This window comes from Parolsenella catena, from assembly GCF_003966955.1.
GTDB classification, from domain to species: Bacteria; Actinomycetota; Coriobacteriia; order Coriobacteriales; family Atopobiaceae; genus Parolsenella; species Parolsenella catena.
The window spans coordinates 466239-483699 of sequence record NZ_AP019367.1 but is presented as its reverse complement, the minus strand read 5'-3'; the positions used below and the strand labels follow the sequence as shown (position 1 = coordinate 483699).

The following is a 17461-nucleotide window of genomic DNA, read 5'->3' as shown; positions in this document are numbered from 1 at the left end:
CGCAAAAGGGCCCTACGCCGCGCCCAGGTCGTCGAAGCGGAGCGTCACCATGGCCACGTCGTCATCCAGGCTGCGCCCCGTGAAGGCGTCGAGGCGCGCCAGCAGCCTGTCGAGCATGTGCTCGTAGTCTCCGCTCGCCTCCTCCATCACCGCGTCGCGCAGGCCCTGCTCGCCAAAGAAGGCGCCGGAGGGACTGCGCGCCTCCGTGACGCCGTCCGTGTACAGCAACAGGCGGTCCCCCTCGCGCAGGCGAACACGGCCGTCGTGGTAGGACATCCCACGGAACGCGCCCACGACACCGGACTGCTCGTCGAGCGTGAACATCTCGCGGGGCTCGTCGCGCAGAAAGATCGCGGGCGGATGGCCCGCCGAGCAGTACGTGAGCGTGGCGCGCACCAGGTCTATGACGCCCACGAACAGCGTGGCGAACGTCTCGAGCCTCGAGAACCCGAGGAGGAAGTCGTTGAGCAGCCGCACCATGCGGGCGGGCGGCTGGCCCTCCCACGCGTAGGCGCCCAGCGCCGTCCTCACGGCGGCCGACACGCTCGCCGCCTCGACGCCCTTGCCGCTCACGTCACCGAGAATGACGCAGGCACGCCGGTTGGGCAGGCGGATGAGGTCGTAGAAGTCGCCGCCGACGAGCGCCTCCTCCGTGGCCGAGGAGTACAGGCCGTGGGCCGTGATGCCCTCGACGCGCTGCAGCTCGTTCTTCATGCCGCTCTGGAGCGCCTGGGAGATGCGCGTGTCATGCACGCGCCGCTCGCCCTCCTCGACGGCCTGGCGCACGTCGATGCACACGCGGCGCAGGAAGTCGAGCTCCTCCCCGTCCACGGGCTCCTCGTCCGCCGCGCGCATGACGAGGAACACGCGGCGGTGCCCGGAGATCTCCCCAAGGTCGATGAGGGCGCCCGTGCAGGGCTTGCCCGCGTGCGCGAGCCACGTGGCAAGCGCGGAGCCGCGCCCGATGGGCGCCACGGCGACGCCCGCGTCCGCGTAACCGCGCGTGAGCTCCCCGAGCGGTCGGGGCAGCTCCACGTCTCCCACCCCGGGCACGGACGCCACGCACGTGTCCTCGAAGGGCTCGGTGGTCACGGGGGCAACCTCGACGCCAAGCTCGGAGGCAAGCGTCTCCCTGACCCGGGAAAGGGCGTCCTCGTCCACGTCGGGCCCGTCCTCGAGCAGGCCGCCCAGCTTCTGCGCCGCTCGGTCGAGGCGCTGGGCGCGCTCCGTGCGGATCGTGGAGATGGCCGCGGCAAACTCGATGGAGAGGTACTGCGAGACTGAGTCGAGCAGACGCGCGTCGTCGCGGCGCGTGGGGCGCGCCTCGGCCCAGCCCACCTCGATGATGGCGATGACGTGGCCGCCAAACCACACGGGCACGCAGATGAGGCTCGTGAACGGCGGGACCTGACGGGCCGGCACGGCATGGCGCTCGCCGGACTCCTCGTCCAGCAACTCCCTCGTGGCCAGCGCGCCGGCGCGCAGGCTCTGCTCGGACGGGGGCAGAAGCCTCAGGCGAAGCGCGTTGCCCGCCCTCGTGACGATCGTCTCGAGACCCTCGCCGTAGGCCATGTACTGCGGCAGGCGCCGGCCCTCGAGCGAGGCCGTGGAGGCGCCGAGGCGATACCCGCTCGACTCCGCGACGAACAGCAGGGCGCCGTGGGCGTCAAGCGTGTCGGTCATCTGCTCCAGCACGCCGCCAAACAGCGACTCCACGTCGTCGGCGTCAATCGTGTCGAGCACGATGCGCAGCGTTCCCGAGAGGCGGCGGTTTGCGAGGGAGAGCTCGTCGAGCAGGCGGTCGTGGTCTCGCTCGGCGGCGAGCAGGGCGTCCGTGGGGCGCATGACGAGCAGGTAGGTCTCCCCCGGCGCGCTCACGCGGTCGCAGCGCGCGGCCACGGTTGCCGCCCCGCCCGAGGCAAGCCGACACGACAGCTCGGTGAGCGAGCCATCCGTGGACAGCAGCGGGACGTAGGCCCCGGCGTCTGAGGGGTGGTTGGGGTTGAAGAGTATGTCGCGGACGCTCGTGCCCACAAGCTCGTCGAGCGTAAGCTCGGTGAGGGCCTCGGCCTGGGCGTTTGCGGTGAGGATGCGGGCATCGCCGTCCAGCGTGAGCACGGCGTCGGACGTGAGCGCCATGAGCGCGGCAAGCACGCCGGGCAGCGCGCCCTTGCCCATGCGGTCCACGCGGGCAAGCTGCCCGGCACCCTCGCGGTCTTGGGAGGTGGAATCCACGGCTCGGCTCCTTCTCGCGCGGCGCCGCGTCGGCGGACGCGTCACGGCACGGCATGGTGCATAGCTAACAAAAAACGGACCCGAAGGTCCGTGTTTTTGCTGGTGTCGGAGGCGGGACTTGAACCCGCACGACCTTTTAGTCAGTCACTAGCACCTCAAGCTAGCGCGTCTGCCAATTCCGCCACTCCGACTTGTCAGTTGCGCTTTCGCGCGAAAAAGAATATACACTGCCGCCCTAGCCCAGCGCAAGCACTTTTTTGAATTTTTTTCCGCCCTTTTGGGTCATATCCCAGAGAAACGTACGTCTACCTGCGGTGTTAGGTTTCTGTTACCCACTGTATGCTTGCGCACCTCACCGGCCTCGAGCAGCCCTGCGCGCTCGTCTCGGGCAGAGGCGCAGTGGTTTTGCCCGCGGCAGCGACGAGAGGGACCGCGCACGGCAATTCCTGGCAGGTGAACGCGGACGAGAAGCCACGCGCCCACCAACGCGCGCGTCAAAGAAAGGCCCCGCCCGGCACGAGGCCAGACGGGGCAACGGAGCAAAAACGCTACGCGGGCACGCTACAGCTCGATCGAGGAGCCCTTGATGGGGTGATCGGCCGCAAAGTGACAGGCGCAGAAGTGGCCGGGGGCCACCTCGCGCAGCTCGGGACGCTCCTGGGAGCAGATCGCCTGCGCGATGGGGCAGCGCGTGTGGAAGCGGCAGCCGCTCGGCGGGTTGATCGGCGAGGGCGGATCGCCCTTGAGGATGATGCGCTTGCGCGAGTGCTGCACGTCCGGGTCCGGGATGGGCACGGCCGAGAGAAGCGACTGCGTGTAGGGGTGGTTCGGCTCGGCGTAGAGGCTCTTCCAGTCGGAGACCTCCATCATGTTGCCGAGGTACATCACGGCCACGCGGTCTGAGATGTGCTGCACCACGGACAGGTCGTGGGCAATGAACAGGTAGGCGGTGCCGTACTGCTTCTGTAGGTCCTTCAGCAGGTTGAGCACCTGGGCCTGGATCGAGACGTCAAGCGCCGAGACGGGCTCGTCGCAGATGATGAGCTTGGGCTTGAGCGCGAAGGCGCGGGCAATGCCCACACGCTGGCGCTGGCCGCCGGAGAACTCGTGCGGGTAGCGGTTGATGTGCTCGGGGTTGAGGCCCACGATGTCGAGCAGCTCGCGCACGTAGTCCATGCGCTGGGCCTTGTCGGGCATCTCGCCGTGGATGACGAGCGGCTCGGAGACGATCTCGCCGATGGTCATGCGCGGGTTCAGGCTCGCATAGGGGTCCTGGAAGATGAACTGCATGTCGTGGCGAACAGCCTTGAGCTGCTTCTTGTTCATCCCGGACATGTCCTGGCCGTCAAAGACGACCTTGCCGCTCGTGGGGTACGTGAGGCGCATGATGCAGCGGCCCGTCGTGGACTTGCCGCAGCCGGACTCGCCCACGAGGCCAAACGTCTCGCCGGGGTAGATGTCGAAGCTGATGTCGTCGACGGCCTTGACGCTCTTCTTCTCCTTCGAGAAGACGCTCGAGTCGACGGGGAACTCCTTGCACAGGTGCTCCACGTGAAGCAGGGGCTCGGTCATTTACGCCTCCCCTCCCTTCGTGGCATCGGCCGCGGCGCGCGTGCGCGAGTTCGCGGGCGCGTTCTTGCGAACGAACTCCGCGTCCATGGAGTAGTGGCAGCGCGCGTAGTGTCCGGTCTCGGTCGTGTAGGTCTCGGGACGCTCGGAGCGGCACTTGTCCGTGGCGTACGGGCAGCGCGGAGCGAACGAGCAGCCCTTCGGCAGGTTCACGAGTGAGGGCGGGTTGCCCTTGATGGGCGTGAGCGGCTTCTTCTCGTCGGTGACCTGCTCGGGGATGGAGCGCACGAGGCCCCAGGTGTAGGGGTGGATCGGGTTGTAGAAGATCTCCTCGGCGGTGCCGAACTCAACGGGGCGGCCAGCGTACATGACCATGATCTTGTCGGCCACGTCGGCCACGACGCCAAGGTCGTGCGTGATCATGACGATCGCGTTGCCGTTCTTCTCCTGCATCTCCTTCATGAGCTCAATGATCTGTGCCTGGATCGTCACGTCGAGGGCCGTCGTGGGCTCGTCGGCGATGAGGATGTCGGGGTCGCAGGCAAGGGCCATGGCGATCATGACGCGCTGGCGCATGCCGCCGGAGAACTGGTGCGGGTAGTCCTTGACACGCTGCTCGGGGTTGGGGATGCCAACCATGTCGAGAAGCTCGACGGCGCGCTTGGTGGCCTGCTCCTTGGTGTAGCCGCGGTGCAGACGCAGGCCCTCGCCGAGCTGGCGGCCGATGGTGTAGACCGGGTTCAGCGACGTCATCGGGTCCTGGAAGACCATGGCGATGTCGTTGCCGCGGATCTGCTGCATCTCGCGCTCGCTCATCTTGAGCAGGGACTTGCCACGGTAGCGAACGTCTCCGCCCTCGATCTTGCCCGGGGGCATCTCAATGAGGCCCATGATCGTCATGGCCGTCACGGACTTGCCCGAACCGGACTCGCCCACCACGCCGAGGGTCTCGCCGCGGTCGAGCGTGTAGGTCACGCCGTCGACGGCCTTGACCACGCCGTCGCCCGTGTGGAAGTACATCTTGAGGTCGTCGACCTCGAGCAGGTGGCTACCCTCGGGAACCGGCTGGTTCTTGAGGTCGAGCTCGGGCTCGACTGCCTTCTTCTTACCGAATGCCATCTAGCATCACGCGTCCTTCATCTTGACGTCGAGCGCATCGCGCAGGCCGTCACCGAGCAGGGTGAAGGCGAGCACCGTCGAGAGGATTGCAAGACCGGGCATGATCATGAGCCACGGCTGCGTCTGCAGGAACGTCTGGCCGTCCTGGATCATGATGCCCCAGGAGGGCGTGGGCGGCGTGACGCCCATGCCGAGGTAGGACAGCGCGCTCTCGGTGAGGATGGCGCCGCCGATGTTCATCGTGGCGTAGACCACGATGGAGGCCACGGAGTTGGGGAAGATGTGGCGTGCGATGATGCGCAGGTCCGACGCACCCATGGCGCGCGCGGCGTCCACGTAGTCGTTCTCCTTGACCGACAGGATCGCCGAGCGGAACACGCGGGCGATGGAGGGCCAGCCGAGCACGCCGATGGCGATGAACACGTTCTGGATGCCCTGGCCCATGACGGCGAGCATCGTGATGACGAACAGCGTGTAGGGAATCGCCAGGAACATGTCGGCCAGGCGCATGATGATTGTGTCGAACCAGCCGCCGTAGAACGCGGCGAGCGCACCCATCACCAGGCCGATGCCCGTGGAGATGAGCGTGGCGATGACGCCGACGGTGAGCGAGACGCGCGAGCCATAGATGACGCGGACGAGCTGGTCGCGGCCCGTGGCGTCGGTGCCGAACGGATGCTCGGGCGAGGGCGGCAGCTTGGAGCTCTGGGCCACCGTGGTGGTGTCGATGTCGGTGGGCGAGCCGAGCAGCTGCGGGGCCCACAGGTCTGCCGTGAGCGCGACGAGGACCACGAAGACGATCCAGACGGCGCCGATGACGGCGAGCTTGTTCTTCTTGAGACGCTTCCAGGCGTCGCTCCACAGCGTGCGCGTGGGAGCGGCCTCCTCGGCGTCGGCCTTCTCGCGCGAGGCCTTGAGGGCGTCGGAGAAGGCGCCGGACTGCTCCTGCTGATCGTCAGAAGCCTGCGGCTTGTTGTTCTCAGTCATGTCTCTCCTCCCCTAGCCCTCGTCCTTGGGCGCGCCAAAGCGGATGCGCGGGTCAAGGAAGGCGTAGCTGATGTCGACGAGCAGGTTGATCACCATGACGACGATGACGATGACCGTGACGCCGCCCAGGACGATGGGCCAATCACGCTGGGTCACGGCACGGTAGATCTCATAGCCAACGCCCGGCCAGTTGAAGACCGTCTCCGTGAGGATGGCGCCGGCGAGCATGCCGCCAAAGTCGATGCCGATGTAGGTGACGACGGGGATGAGTGCGTTCTTGAGCGCGTGGTGCCAGATGATGGCGCTGCGAGAGAGGCCCTTGGCCTTCGCCGTGCGGATGTAGTCTTGGTTGAGCACCTCGAGCAGCTGCGAGCGCATGATGCGCGCCGTGTAGGCCGTGGAGACCGCGGCGAGCGTCACGGCGGGCAGGATGTAGTGGACCCAGCTCTCGAACTCGGAGTTGGAGCCGCCCGCACCCGAGATGGGCAGGTAGAACGCGCCGTCAGTAGCGTTCTTCATGAAGACGCCAAAGAACAGCTGGAGCAGCATGCCGAGCCAGAAGGCGGGCATTGCCACGAGGACGGACGTGACGAGCGTCACGAGTACGTCCCAGAACGAGTAGCGTTTGATGGCGGAAACCATGCCCGCGCCTATGCCGACAACCGCCTCGATGAGGATGGCAACGATGGCCAGCTTCACCGTGTTGGGGTACTTGTCGGCGAGAATGTCGGCAACCTTGAGGTTGCGCGTGTACGAGGTGCCGAGGTCTCCATGAAGCAGGTCGTTCATGTAGGTGAGGTACTGCTTCCAGAGGGGCGTCGGGATGGTGTCGCCGTTCTCGTCATAGATCGGCTTGTTGTTCTCATCCGTCTCGATGAGCCCGTTGGAGATGCGAATCTGCAACTCGGTCTCAGGCGTTACCTGCTTGCCGCCGGTGATGATCTTCACCGGGTCGCCGGGCACGATGGCCTTCATGGCGAACAGAATCATCGTCACGCCAATGAAGACGGGGATGAACTGCAGGACGCGCTTGAGTATGTACTTTCCCATGCGTACAACTCCTGTCGTGGGTCCGGGTACGCGCCCCTTGCGCGGGGCGGACCCCCTACTGGCAACGGGGCACCTCGGAGGATGCCCCGTTGCCGTATGCGGGCGCTTGCCCGCGGGTGTCTAGCAAAATGCCAGCTCAGAGCCTATGTTTAGGCGCTCAGCTCGACCGTGCTCATGTCGCAGAGCTTCTGCGGGTCCATGTAGAGGGACTTGACGCGCTGCGAGCAGACCATCTGGTGCTTGTAGTAGAACAGCGGGATGACCGGCATGTCCTCGGCGATGAGCTTGTCGACCTCCTGGTACTTGGCGACGCGGTCGTCATCGGAGGCGATGGCGCGGGCGTCGAGCAGGCCCTTGTCGACGTCGGCGTTGGAGTACTGGCCGTAGTTGTTGTCGCCACCGGTCACGAACAGCGGGTACAGGAAGTTGTCCATGATCGGGTAGTCGGCGATCCAGCCCAGACGGCCGACCTGGAAGTCGGCGTTGGGGTAGGTGTTGGAGAGGATGGAGGCCCACTCGGCAGTGTTCGAGGAGGTCTCGATGCCCAGGGCGCTCCAGTCGGCCATGACCATCTCCATGACGGCCTTGTGATCACCGTCGAGGTTGTAGGTCAGGGCAATGGAGAGGTTGCGCTTGCCGTTGGCGTCGGCCGGGTACTTCTCGTCCAGGATCTTCTTGGCGGCGTCGACGTCATAGCGGGAGTCGGCCCACTCGTTCTCGACGTAGCCCTTGATGCCGGGCGGGACGATGCCGCCAGCCGGCTCGCGGGTGCCCTCGAAGACGGTGTCGCAGATGGCCTGACGGTTGATGGCCAGGGACAGGGCGTGACGCAGGTCCTTGTCCTTGAGCTGCTCGTCATTGACGTTGAGCATGAGGTAGTAGATGGAGAGCTCGTCGCCCGTCAGGACCTCCTTGCCCGTGGTGGCCGTGTAGCCGTCCTCGGACTCGCCGTACTGGGAGATGGCGTCCTTGAGCTGGGTGGTGGGCACCTGGGCGACGTCGAGGTTGCCGGCCTGGAACTCGGTGTAGGCCGTCTGGACGTCCTTCTGGATGTTGAAGTGAATGCCGTCGAGCTTGGCCTTCTCGCCGTAGGAGTAGTCGTCGAAGCGGACCAGGTTGATCTGCTGGCCGTCCTCCCACTTGCCGTCCATCTTGAACGGGCCGTTACCCACGGGGGCGAAGAAGAACGTGTCGAAGTCCTCGAGAGCGCAGTCAGGCACGGGCGAGAGCGCCGGGTGCATGCAGACGTAGGGGAAGTCGGCGTAGGGCTGGGAGAGCTTCACGACGAGGGTGTCGTCGTCGGGGCAGGTGACGCCCTTGAGCTCGTCGGCCTCTCCGGCGGAGAGCTCGGAGTAGCCGTCGACCATGGCGAGGTGGTAGCCGATCGCGGAGGCGTGCTCCGTGGAGGTGTTGGGGTTCAGGATGCGCTCCCAGCCCTGCTTGAAGGACTTGGAGGTGACGGTGGTGCCGTCGTGGAACTTGGCGCCCTTCACGAGGTGGAAGGTGAACTCGTCGGCGGCATCGTTGACGTCCCAGGACTCGGCGGCGAGGCCCACGAGCTCGCTCTTGGTGAAGTCGTAGGTGGTGAGGGCGTCAAAGAGCTGGTAGCCCACCATCATGCCCTGATCCTCCTCGAGGTCATACGGGTCGATGGCGCTCGGGTTGTTGATGTAGTAGTTCAGGGTGCCACCCTCGGCGGCGGAGCCGGAAGCGGCGCTGGTGTCTCCACCCTTCTTGCCGCAGGCAGCGAGCGCGGCCATGGCGCTGGCGGCCAGGCCACCCTTCACGAACGTGCGACGGTTCATCGTAGGCTGGGTCATAATGCCTCCCTATGTTGCGATGCCCTGTCAGGCGACCCGTACGCCTGGGCTCCAGAGCATCTCGAATGTGGGCGGGGAGGTCCTGGCCTTCTCGGCGTCTATGCAGCCGTCCGGCGCGCGCGGCGCCTAACTGAGCTTGGCAAGAGTCCCCGCTTGCAAACTTGACATGTGATTATCCGATATTGGCTGGTGAGCGGCAACCTGAACGGACGCTTTAGCGCAGTAAAGGAAGCAATTTGAAACAGACTAGAAACAAAGGGCGCGCCTCCCCCGCGGGAGACGCGCCCATGCGTTCGATATGTGCCGCGGCGACTAGCCGAGCGAGGAGACCGTGCCCAGCGGGTAGGTGAGCATGAAGATCACGATCGTGGCGATGAACACGACGGCCGCGATGACGGTGAGGCGGTCGAGGTTCTTCTCCCACACGCCGCTGCCAGCGTTGGCGTTGTACATGGACGAGGCGATCATGTCGGAGACGCCGGTGCCCTTGCCGGAGTGCATGAGCACAAGGACGATGAGGGCGACGGCGGAGATGGCCCAAGCCACCAGCAGAATCGTATTCATGGGACCCACGAGTTGACTCCTTAAGAAGATGCAAACATACAGCAGAACAGATTAGCACAAGAGAGGAACCAAAGGGGACGGGTTCGTTTGGTCCCGCGTCGCCCGTCCTCGTCTACTGCCTGACGGCTCTCGTGATGGCTTTTCTGCCCACTCCCGTCACCCGCTCGATCTGGCGAACGGACAGGCCGCATCGATGAAGTCGCCTGAAGATCTGGTCTCGCCTGTTCGGATGAAGCGCTTTTATCTCCCCGACATCTATCCCGCGGTCCTTTAACTCACGACGCAGCACCCGAGAAATCTCGGATTCAGACAACCTTCCCGACTCATAGGGAGTGTAGGAATCGTCACGGCCGGCGGCACTAAACCCGACAAACGACTCCTTCCCGCCAATGAGCTCCAATACGGGAGCGACGTCCGTAATCCTCGAATCGCCAACGTATTCCGAATAGCTGCTCCACTGGTATGAGTCTCGCGATACGCCCAGCTCACACGGATTGTCGTGGATATACCGAACGGCCTGCAAGAGGTACTCGTTCGTCTCGATGGCCTTGCTCTTGAACCTGCCTTGGAAAACGGGCCCGACATGGCCCGATTTCCCGTTGAAGTACAGGGCAAATCGAGTTGAGACGGAATGCATAAGGCCAGCAAGGGAATTCTGCGGATCGCAAAGCAACAGATGGACATGGTTATCCATAAGACACCATGCGATGAGGCTTGTCTTTGTACCAGCGATTGCCTCGGTCAGGTAGCGAAGAAACGTTCGCTTGTCTACGTCATTCTCGAACAAAAGCTGCCTGCCAGCCCCTCGAAGCATAACGTGGTAGTAGCCGCTGTTCGATATGGCCCTCGGTCCCCTTACCATCGCCCCTCCCCAATCCCTCGCGTTTCAGGTGAGAATGCGTATACCCAGCAAGCATTTTGAAATTACAGCCGAGAAGACCAGCGGATAACAATGGGCGCCGTGCGACATAGCCGCAGCTACCTTGTTTGATTTCCGTTAGGTTTGGGACCAACTGAACCCGTCCCCTTTGGTCCGAAAAAGGGGCCGGCTCCCGGGGTGGGAGCCGGCCCTTGGCGAAGCTATGGCGCGCGGGTGCGCGGGTGGTCGCTACTTGACGAGCACGCGACCCGTCATCTCGGCGGGACGATCGACGCCCATCATCGCGAGGATGGTGGGGGCGATGTCGGAGAGGCGACCGTCCTCGATGCCGGAAAGCTCGACGGGCTTGTCGTCGACGACGATGAGGGGCACGCGGTTGGTCGTGTGGGCGGTGAAGGGCTTCTCCTTGCCGTCCACGACGTCGTACATGTGGTCCGCATTACCGTGGTCGGCCGTGATGAGGGCAAAGCCGCCCTTGGCGAGAATGGCCGGGATGACACGGGACAGGCCATCATCGACGGCCTCGCAGGCCTTGACCGCAGCCTCGACGACGCCGGTGTGACCCACCATGTCGCAGTTGGCGTAGTTGACCACGTAGAAGTCGGCGGCATCGGAGTTGATGGCCTCAACGAGCTTCTCGGTGACCTCGGGCTCGCTCATCTCGGGCTTGAGGTCGTACGTGGCGACCTTCGGCGACGGGATGAGGACGCGGGTCTCGCCCTCCTTGGGCTCCTCGACGCCGCCGTTCAGGAAGAACGTGACGTGCGCGTACTTCTCGGTCTCGGCGGTGTGAAGCTGCTTCAGGCCGTTGCTGGCGAGGACGTCGGCGAGGACGTTGGCCGGGACGGTCTTGGGGAAGGCCACGTGCACGTCGAACGAGTCGTCGTACTCGGTCATGGTGACGAAGTCGGCCAGTGCGGGGACCTTCGAGCGCTCGAAGCCGTCGAAGTCGGCCTGCGTCATGGCGCGGGTCATCTCGCGGGCGCGGTCCGGGCGGAAGTTGAAGAAGATCACCGCGTCGCCGTCGTTGACGCCGGTGGCGTCGAGCACGAACGGCTTCACGAACTCGTCGCCGCGCGGGTCCTCGGCGTAGTAGTCCTTGAGGCCCTGCTCGGCAGACGTGGCAGCAACGCCCTTGCCGGAGACGATGGCGTCATAGGCAAGCTGCTCGCGGTCCCAGCGGTTGTCGCGGTCCATGCCGTAGTAGCGGCCGGCGACCGTCGCGATGGCGGTGTCGTTGCCGTACTTCTCGGAGACCTTCTCGCAGAAGGCCTGCAGGTCGTGCATGAAGCCAGCACCAGACTGCGTGGGGACGTCGCGGCCGTCCGTGAAGGCGTCGATGCGCACGCGGGACAGGCCGCGCTCGCCGGCCATCTCGAGCAGCGCCTCGGCATGTCCCATCTCGGAGTGGACGCCGCCGTTGGAGATGAGGCCCATGACGTGCAGCGTGGAGCCGTTGGCCTTGACCTTGTCCATGGCGGCCACGATGGCGTCGTTCTCCTTGAACGAGCCGTCCTTGATGGCGTTGTTCACGAGAGACAGCGACTGGAACACGATGCGGCCGGCGCCGATGTTGAGGTGGCCGACCTCGGAGTTGCCCATCTGCCCGTCGGGAAGGCCCACGTCCTCGCCCGAGGCGCCGAGCGTGGTGTGCGGGTACTTCTCGTTAAGCATGTCGATGTAGGGGCGCTTGGCCAGCGAGACGGCGTTCTCGGGACCGGCGGGAGCCAGGCCGCAGCCGTCCATGATGACCAGGAGCGCGGGGGTGCGAACTGCAGACATCGTGCGCTACTCCCCTGCCTTGACGACCATGGCGGAGAAGTCCTCGGCCTTGAGCGAGGCGCCGCCCACGAGGGCGCCGTCCACGTCGGGCTTGGCGACGAGCTCGGCGATGTTGTCGGGCTTGGCGGAGCCGCCGTACAGCACGCGGATGCCGTCGGCCAGCTCGGCGCCGAAGAGCTCCTTGAGCGTCTCGCGGATGGCGCCGCAGACCTCCTGGGCGTCATCGGCCGTGGCGGTCTTGCCCGTGCCGATGGCCCAGATGGGCTCGTAGGCAACGACGAGCTGCTTGGCGTCGGAGATCTCGAGACCGGCGAGGCCAGCCTTGACCTGGTCGGTCACGTGCTTGACGTAGGTGCCGGCCTCGCGGACCTCCTCGGGCTCGCCGCAGCAGAACACCGGGACGATGCCAGCGGCAACGAGCGCCTTGGCCTTCTTGTTCTCGTCCTCGTCCGTCTCGTGGAAGTAGTCGCGGCGCTCGGAGTGGCCGATGATGCAGTAGGTGCAGCCGGCGCTCTTGAGCATGTCGCAGGAAGACTCGCCGGTGTAGGCGCCCTTGGCCTCCCAGTAGACGTTCTGCGCGCCCAGCGCGATGGGGGCGGCGGAGATGCGGTCGTGGACCGTGGTGATGTCGATGGTGGGCGGGCAGACGAGGACCTCGACGCCAGCGGGGACCTCGGGCAGGGCCTGGGCCAGCTCGTCGGCCAGCTTGGCCGCCGCGTGGACGTCGTTGTTCATCTTCCAGTTACCAGCGATGAGAAGGGTGCGATTAGGCATCGAGAAGCGCCTCCACTCCGGGAAGGGCCTTGCCCTCGACGAGCTCCATGGAAGCGCCACCACCGGTGGAGATCCAGCTCATCTTGTCGGCCAGGCCGAACTTGTTGACGGCCGCGACGGAATCGCCGCCACCGATGATCGACGTGCAGTCAGAGTCCGCGACGGCGCGGCAGACGGCCTCGGTGCCGTGCGCGAAGTTGTCGAACTCGAAGACGCCCATGGGGCCGTTCCAGAAGACGGTCTTGGCGCCCTTGATGGCCTCGGCGTAGAGCTCCTCGGTCTTGGGGCCGATGTCCATGCCCTCGCGGTCATCGGGGATGGCGTCGGAGGCCACGACCTCGGGCACGGCGTCCTCGCCGAAGTGGTCGGCAACGCGGTTGTCGACGGGCAGCAGGATCTTGACGCCCTTGTCCTCGGCCTTCTTGAGCATCTCGCCGGCGCGCTCGACCCAGTCCTCCTCCTTGAGGGACTGGCCGACGGTCATGCCCTTGGCGAGGAAGAAGGTGTAGGCCATGCCGCCGCCGATGATCAGCGTGTCAGCGGAGTCGATGAGGTGGTCGAGGACGCCGATCTTGGACGAGACCTTGGAGCCGCCGACGATGGCGACGAACGGACGCTCGGGCTCGGCGAAGATGCCGGTGAGGGTGTCGACCTCCTTCTCGAGCAGGAAGCCGGCGACGGCCGGGATGTAGGCGGCAGGGCCCACGACGGAGCCCTGGGCGCGGTGCGCGGTGCCGAAGGCGTCGAGCACGAAGACGTCGCCGTAGGAGGCAAGGCGCTTGGCGATCTCGGGGTCGTTCTTCTTCTCGCGCTTGTCGAAGCGGACGTTCTCGAGGACGAGGACGTGGCCCGGCTCGAGAGCGTTGACGGCGGCCTCGGCCTCGTCACCGTAGGTGTCGGCGACGAAGGAGACGGGCAGGCCGCTCATCTCGGCGAGCTTCTCGGCGACGGGCTTGAGCGACAGCTCGGGCTCGAAGCCGGTGCCGGCCGGACGGCCGAGGTGGCTCATGAGGATGACGCGGGCGTTGTGCTCGACGAGGTACTTGATCGTGGGGAGCGCGGCGGAGATGCGCGTGGTGTCGCCCACGACGCCGTCCTTGATGGGCACGTTGAAGTCGACGCGGCACAGGACGCGCTTGCCGTCGACGTCGATGTCGCGGACGGTCTTCTTGGTAAAGGCCATATCGGATCCTTTCGTTGTCTGTGGGAGGGCGGTGGCAGCGCCGTGCGAGGCGGACACCGCCTGCTCCCCCGTCAACAAAAAGGGCGCGGCCGCGGCCCGAAAGCTGCAACCGCGCCCCAAAGCTACCTAGGGAAGCGTCACTTAGGCGACGAACTTCTCGAAGTACTTGATGGTGCGGACCATCTGGGAGGTGTAGGAGTTCTCGTTGTCGTACCAAGAGGTGACCTGCACCAGGGACTGGCCGTTGCCGAGGTCGGAGACCATGGTCTGCGTGGCGTCGAAGATGGAGCCGTGGGTCTCGCCGACGATGTCGCGGGAGACGATCTGGTCCTCGTTGTAGGCGAAGGTCTCGGGGATGGTCTCGGCGTAGGCCTTCATGGCAGCGTTGACCTCGTCGACGGTGACCTTCTTGTCAACGACGGCGTAGAGGTTGGTCAGCGAGCCGGTCGGCGTCGGGACGCGCTGGGCGGCACCGATGAGCTTGCCGTTGAGCTCGGGGAGAACCAGGCCGATGGCCTTGGCAGCGCCCGTGGTGTTCGGGACGATGTTCTCGGAGCAGGCGCGGGAGCGACGGAAGTTGCCCTTGCGCTGCGGGCCGTCGAGCGGCATCTGGTCGCCGGTGAAGGCGTGGATGGTGGTCATGATGCCGGAGACGATGGGGGCGAAGTCGTTCAGGCCCTTGGCCATCGGGGCGAGGCAGTTCGTCGTGCAGGAGGCAGCGGAGATGATGTTGTCATCAGCGGTGAGCTGCTCGTGGTTGACGTTGTAGACGATGGTCGGGAGGTCCTTGCCGGCAGGAGCGGAGATGACGACCTTCTTGGCACCGGCGTTGATGTGAGCCTGGGCCTTGGCCTTGGAGGTGTAGAAGCCGGTGCACTCGAGCACGACGTCGACGTCGAGGTCGCCCCACGGCAGGTTGTTGGCGTCGGCCTCCTTGTAGATCTTGATCTCCTTGCCATCGACGATGATGGAATCCTCGGTGGACTCGACCTTGTGGTCGCGGGCGTAGTTGCCCTGCGTGGAGTCGTACTTCAGAAGGTAGGCGAGCATCTCAGGGGAGGTGAGGTCGTTGATGGCGACGATCTCGGAGCCCTCGTGGCCGAACATCTGACGGAAAGCCAGACGACCAATGCGGCCAAAGCCGTTGATAGCAACCTTAACTGCCATGCTTTCTCCTTTCGAAGGCCCTTCGGGCGCCCCTTGCGCCGAGCGGACCTAAGTTGGAAACACCATCGGGTATCGTACCGCTTTTTGTGGTCGGATATACGTACGACCGCGTATTGGATTTGTAAAACGCGCCATCTACCTGCAAGTTGTCTACTGATGCATAGTCAGGTTGGAACAGTGCCGAGACGCGGTCGCACACCGTTCGCTGCTCAGGCGCGTGACACGCGGACGCCCGCATTTGTGAAGGCGCTGTGTGCGCGGCGGAACCAAAGGGGACGGGTTCGTTTGGTTCCCGAAGGGAGGGACCAAACGAACCCGTCCCCTTTGGTGCTACTTCGTCTGCTTGAGGAGCTGCTCCAGGCGCAGCACGCGGTGGTAGAGCGCGGACTTGGACATGGGCGGGCGCATGGTGGCACCAAGGTCCCTGAGCGACAGGTCAGGGTGGGCGCGGCGCGCCTCGCAGAAGGCAGCGAGCGCCGGCGGCAGGTTGTCGAGCCCCACCTCGCGCTCCACCGCGTCGATGAGGACGAGTTGGTCTGCGGCGGCGCCCGTGGAGCGCGCCTGGTTGGCGAGCTCGGCGTTCACGCGGCGGTTCACGTCGTTCTTGACGGACTTCATGACGCGGACGTTGTCGACGGCGTGGGCGGTCCTCCTCGCGCCTATGACGGTGAGGAAGCGCGCGATGTCGTCGAAGCTCTTGAGGTAGATGGCGTAGGAGCCGCGGCGGCGGTTCACGCGCGCCGTGATGTTCTCGTCGTCGAGCAGCTCGATGAGGTCGTCGGCGAACTCGTCGCCCGTCACGGCGATCTCCAGGTGGAAGTCCCCGCGGGGGTCTGCGATGAAGCCGCCGGCCATGAACGCGCCGCGCAGGTAGGCGGCGCGGCAGCAAGGACGCGCCACGACGCGCGCCGCGATGCCGCTCGACAGGCCGCGGCCCAAGACGAGCACGCCCATCTTGATGAGCGCCTGCTCAAGGCCCTTCTGCTCGGGGATCTCGATGAGGTAGTTGCGCGTCTTGTGCAGGTTGGAGCGGCGCACGGTGAGCGAGGTATCCAGGTCGAACACCTTGTGCGCCAGGTGGATGACCGTGCGGGCCACGGCGCCCGTCTCGGTGGAGACGCGGATGGAGTAGGCGCCCGAGCCGTGGAACGACAGCGCGCCGCACACGCGCACGAGCGCGGCGAGCTCGGCGATGTCGCAGCTCTCGCAATGGCCCTCCACGCGCGAGAGCTCGTCCTTTACCTCTGCGGTGAACGACATGCTAGCTCGTCCTCACGTTGGCGAGGGCGAGGTCGCGGTGCGAGAGGCTCACGTGGTAGCCGCCCCTTTCGAGGTAGGCGGCCGTGGCGTTAGCGATGGCGACGCTTCTGTGCTGACCACCCGTGCAGCCCACGGCGATGGACAGGTGGCTCTTGCCCTCGGCGACATATCCCGGCATGGCGACGTCAAGCAGGCTCCACCAGGCCTCGAGGAACTTCTCGGTGACGGGGTTCTGCAAAACGAAGTCGCTCACGAGCTTGTCGTTGCCGGTGAGCGTGCGCATCTTGGGGTCGTAGAAGGGGTTGGGCAGAAAGCGGACGTCGATCATGAGGTCGGCCTCGACGGGCATGCCGTGCTTGAAGCCAAACGAGAAGACCGAGACCTCCATGAGCTGCTGGTCAGTGAGCTCGGAGAACGCGCGGCGCAGGCGACGGCGCAGCTCGCGGACCTTCATGTGGCTCGTGTCGATGACGAGGTCCGAGGCGTCACGGACGGCGGCGAGCTGTGCGCGCTCGCGGGAGATGGTGGAGGCGAGCGACTCGCCGGGCTGGGCCAGCGGGTGGCGGCGGCGGTTCTCGTCGTAGCGGCGCATGAGGATCTCGTCGGCGGTGTCGAGGAACACCACCTTGCAGGACAGCTCGTGCTCGCGCAGGGCCGTGAGGGAGTCGCTGATCTCATCGAACAGCCCCTGGGAGCGAAGGTCGCACGTGACGGCGAGGTGGCGGCCCACGCCGGAGTTGATGCCCACGAGCTCGGCGAGCTGCAGGATGAGGCGCGGGGGCAGGTTGTCGATGCAGAAGTAGCCCATGTCCTCGAAGACGTGGAGCGCCTGGGTGCGGCCGGAGCCCGACATTCCCGTGATGACCACGACGTCTGGCACGCGGGCGGCCTGCTCGGCGGTGCGCATGCGGGCGCCCGTGAGGTCCGCGACGCGCTCGGCGCTCTCGCTCACCTCGGCGGCGTGCTCCACGCGGGCGCGCGTCTCGGCCGTGCGGGCCTCGGCGGCGCTGTTGTTCTCGTCCATGTGCGTGCGCTCCCCTTCCGCGTTGCTGTGTGCATTCGAGTATACAG

Annotated in this window: 14 protein-coding genes and 1 tRNA gene; all 15 read right to left on the bottom strand. The window is 65.5% G+C overall.

The features are described 5' to 3' along the window. Positions 1–12 precede the first annotated feature (12 nt). Complete coding sequence (locus Pcatena_RS02150) at positions 13–2235, bottom strand: SpoIIE family protein phosphatase (RefSeq protein ID WP_232619880.1); 2223 nt, start codon at positions 2233–2235, stop codon at positions 13–15. Positions 2236–2335: 100 nt separating this feature from the next. Further along, positions 2336–2426: transfer RNA gene (locus Pcatena_RS02145), tRNA-Leu, on the bottom strand. Between the two features lie 370 nt (positions 2427–2796). Beyond that, positions 2797–3807, bottom strand: a complete 1011-nt coding sequence (locus Pcatena_RS02140; protein WP_126421203.1) for an ABC transporter ATP-binding protein — start codon at positions 3805–3807, stop codon at positions 2797–2799. Then, complete coding sequence (locus Pcatena_RS02135) at positions 3808–4923, bottom strand: ABC transporter ATP-binding protein (protein ID WP_126421201.1); 1116 nt, start codon at positions 4921–4923, stop codon at positions 3808–3810. A 6-nt stretch (positions 4924–4929) separates the two neighbouring features. After that, positions 4930–5910: an ABC transporter permease gene (locus Pcatena_RS02130; RefSeq protein ID WP_126421199.1), complete on the bottom strand. Its 981-nt coding sequence runs from the start codon at positions 5908–5910 to the stop codon at positions 4930–4932. 12 nt (positions 5911–5922) lie between these two features. Further along, the gene (locus Pcatena_RS02125; RefSeq protein WP_126421197.1) at positions 5923–6960 is read right to left on the bottom strand and encodes an ABC transporter permease; all 1038 of its coding nucleotides are present in this window, start codon (positions 6958–6960) and stop codon (positions 5923–5925) included. A 149-nt stretch (positions 6961–7109) separates the two neighbouring features. Further along, positions 7110–8780 carry a peptide ABC transporter substrate-binding protein gene (locus tag Pcatena_RS02120; protein ID WP_126421195.1) on the bottom strand — a complete coding sequence of 557 codons (1671 nt, stop codon included), beginning with the start codon at positions 8778–8780 and terminating at the stop codon, positions 7110–7112. 312 nt (positions 8781–9092) lie between these two features. Then, on the bottom strand, positions 9093–9353 hold the full coding sequence (secG, locus tag Pcatena_RS02115; RefSeq protein WP_172596346.1) for a preprotein translocase subunit SecG: 261 nt from the start codon (positions 9351–9353) through the stop codon (positions 9093–9095). Between the two features lie 103 nt (positions 9354–9456). Next, a complete protein-coding gene (locus Pcatena_RS02110) occupies positions 9457–10206 on the bottom strand; it encodes a transposase (RefSeq protein ID WP_232619879.1) in 750 nt (249 codons plus the stop codon). Between the two features lie 246 nt (positions 10207–10452). Beyond that, positions 10453–12006 carry a 2,3-bisphosphoglycerate-independent phosphoglycerate mutase gene (gene gpmI / locus Pcatena_RS02105; RefSeq protein WP_126421193.1) on the bottom strand — a complete coding sequence of 518 codons (1554 nt, stop codon included), beginning with the start codon at positions 12004–12006 and terminating at the stop codon, positions 10453–10455. A gap of 6 nt (positions 12007–12012) precedes the next feature. Next, positions 12013–12780: a triose-phosphate isomerase gene (gene tpiA, locus Pcatena_RS02100; RefSeq protein ID WP_126421191.1), complete on the bottom strand. Its 768-nt coding sequence runs from the start codon at positions 12778–12780 to the stop codon at positions 12013–12015. After that, the gene (locus Pcatena_RS02095) at positions 12773–13963 is read right to left on the bottom strand and encodes a phosphoglycerate kinase (RefSeq protein ID WP_126421189.1); all 1191 of its coding nucleotides are present in this window, start codon (positions 13961–13963) and stop codon (positions 12773–12775) included. Before Pcatena_RS02095 ends, tpiA begins: the two co-directional genes overlap by 8 nt. A gap of 141 nt (positions 13964–14104) precedes the next feature. Then, positions 14105–15130: a type I glyceraldehyde-3-phosphate dehydrogenase gene (gene gap, locus Pcatena_RS02090; RefSeq protein WP_126421187.1), complete on the bottom strand. Its 1026-nt coding sequence runs from the start codon at positions 15128–15130 to the stop codon at positions 14105–14107. 330 nt (positions 15131–15460) lie between these two features. Further along, positions 15461–16390: a DNA-binding protein WhiA gene (gene whiA / locus Pcatena_RS02085; protein WP_126421185.1), complete on the bottom strand. Its 930-nt coding sequence runs from the start codon at positions 16388–16390 to the stop codon at positions 15461–15463. 1 nt (position 16391) lies between these two features. Continuing rightward, positions 16392–17297: an RNase adapter RapZ gene (gene rapZ, locus Pcatena_RS02080; RefSeq protein WP_126423330.1), complete on the bottom strand. Its 906-nt coding sequence runs from the start codon at positions 17295–17297 to the stop codon at positions 16392–16394. Positions 17298–17461: the final 164 nt, after the last annotated feature.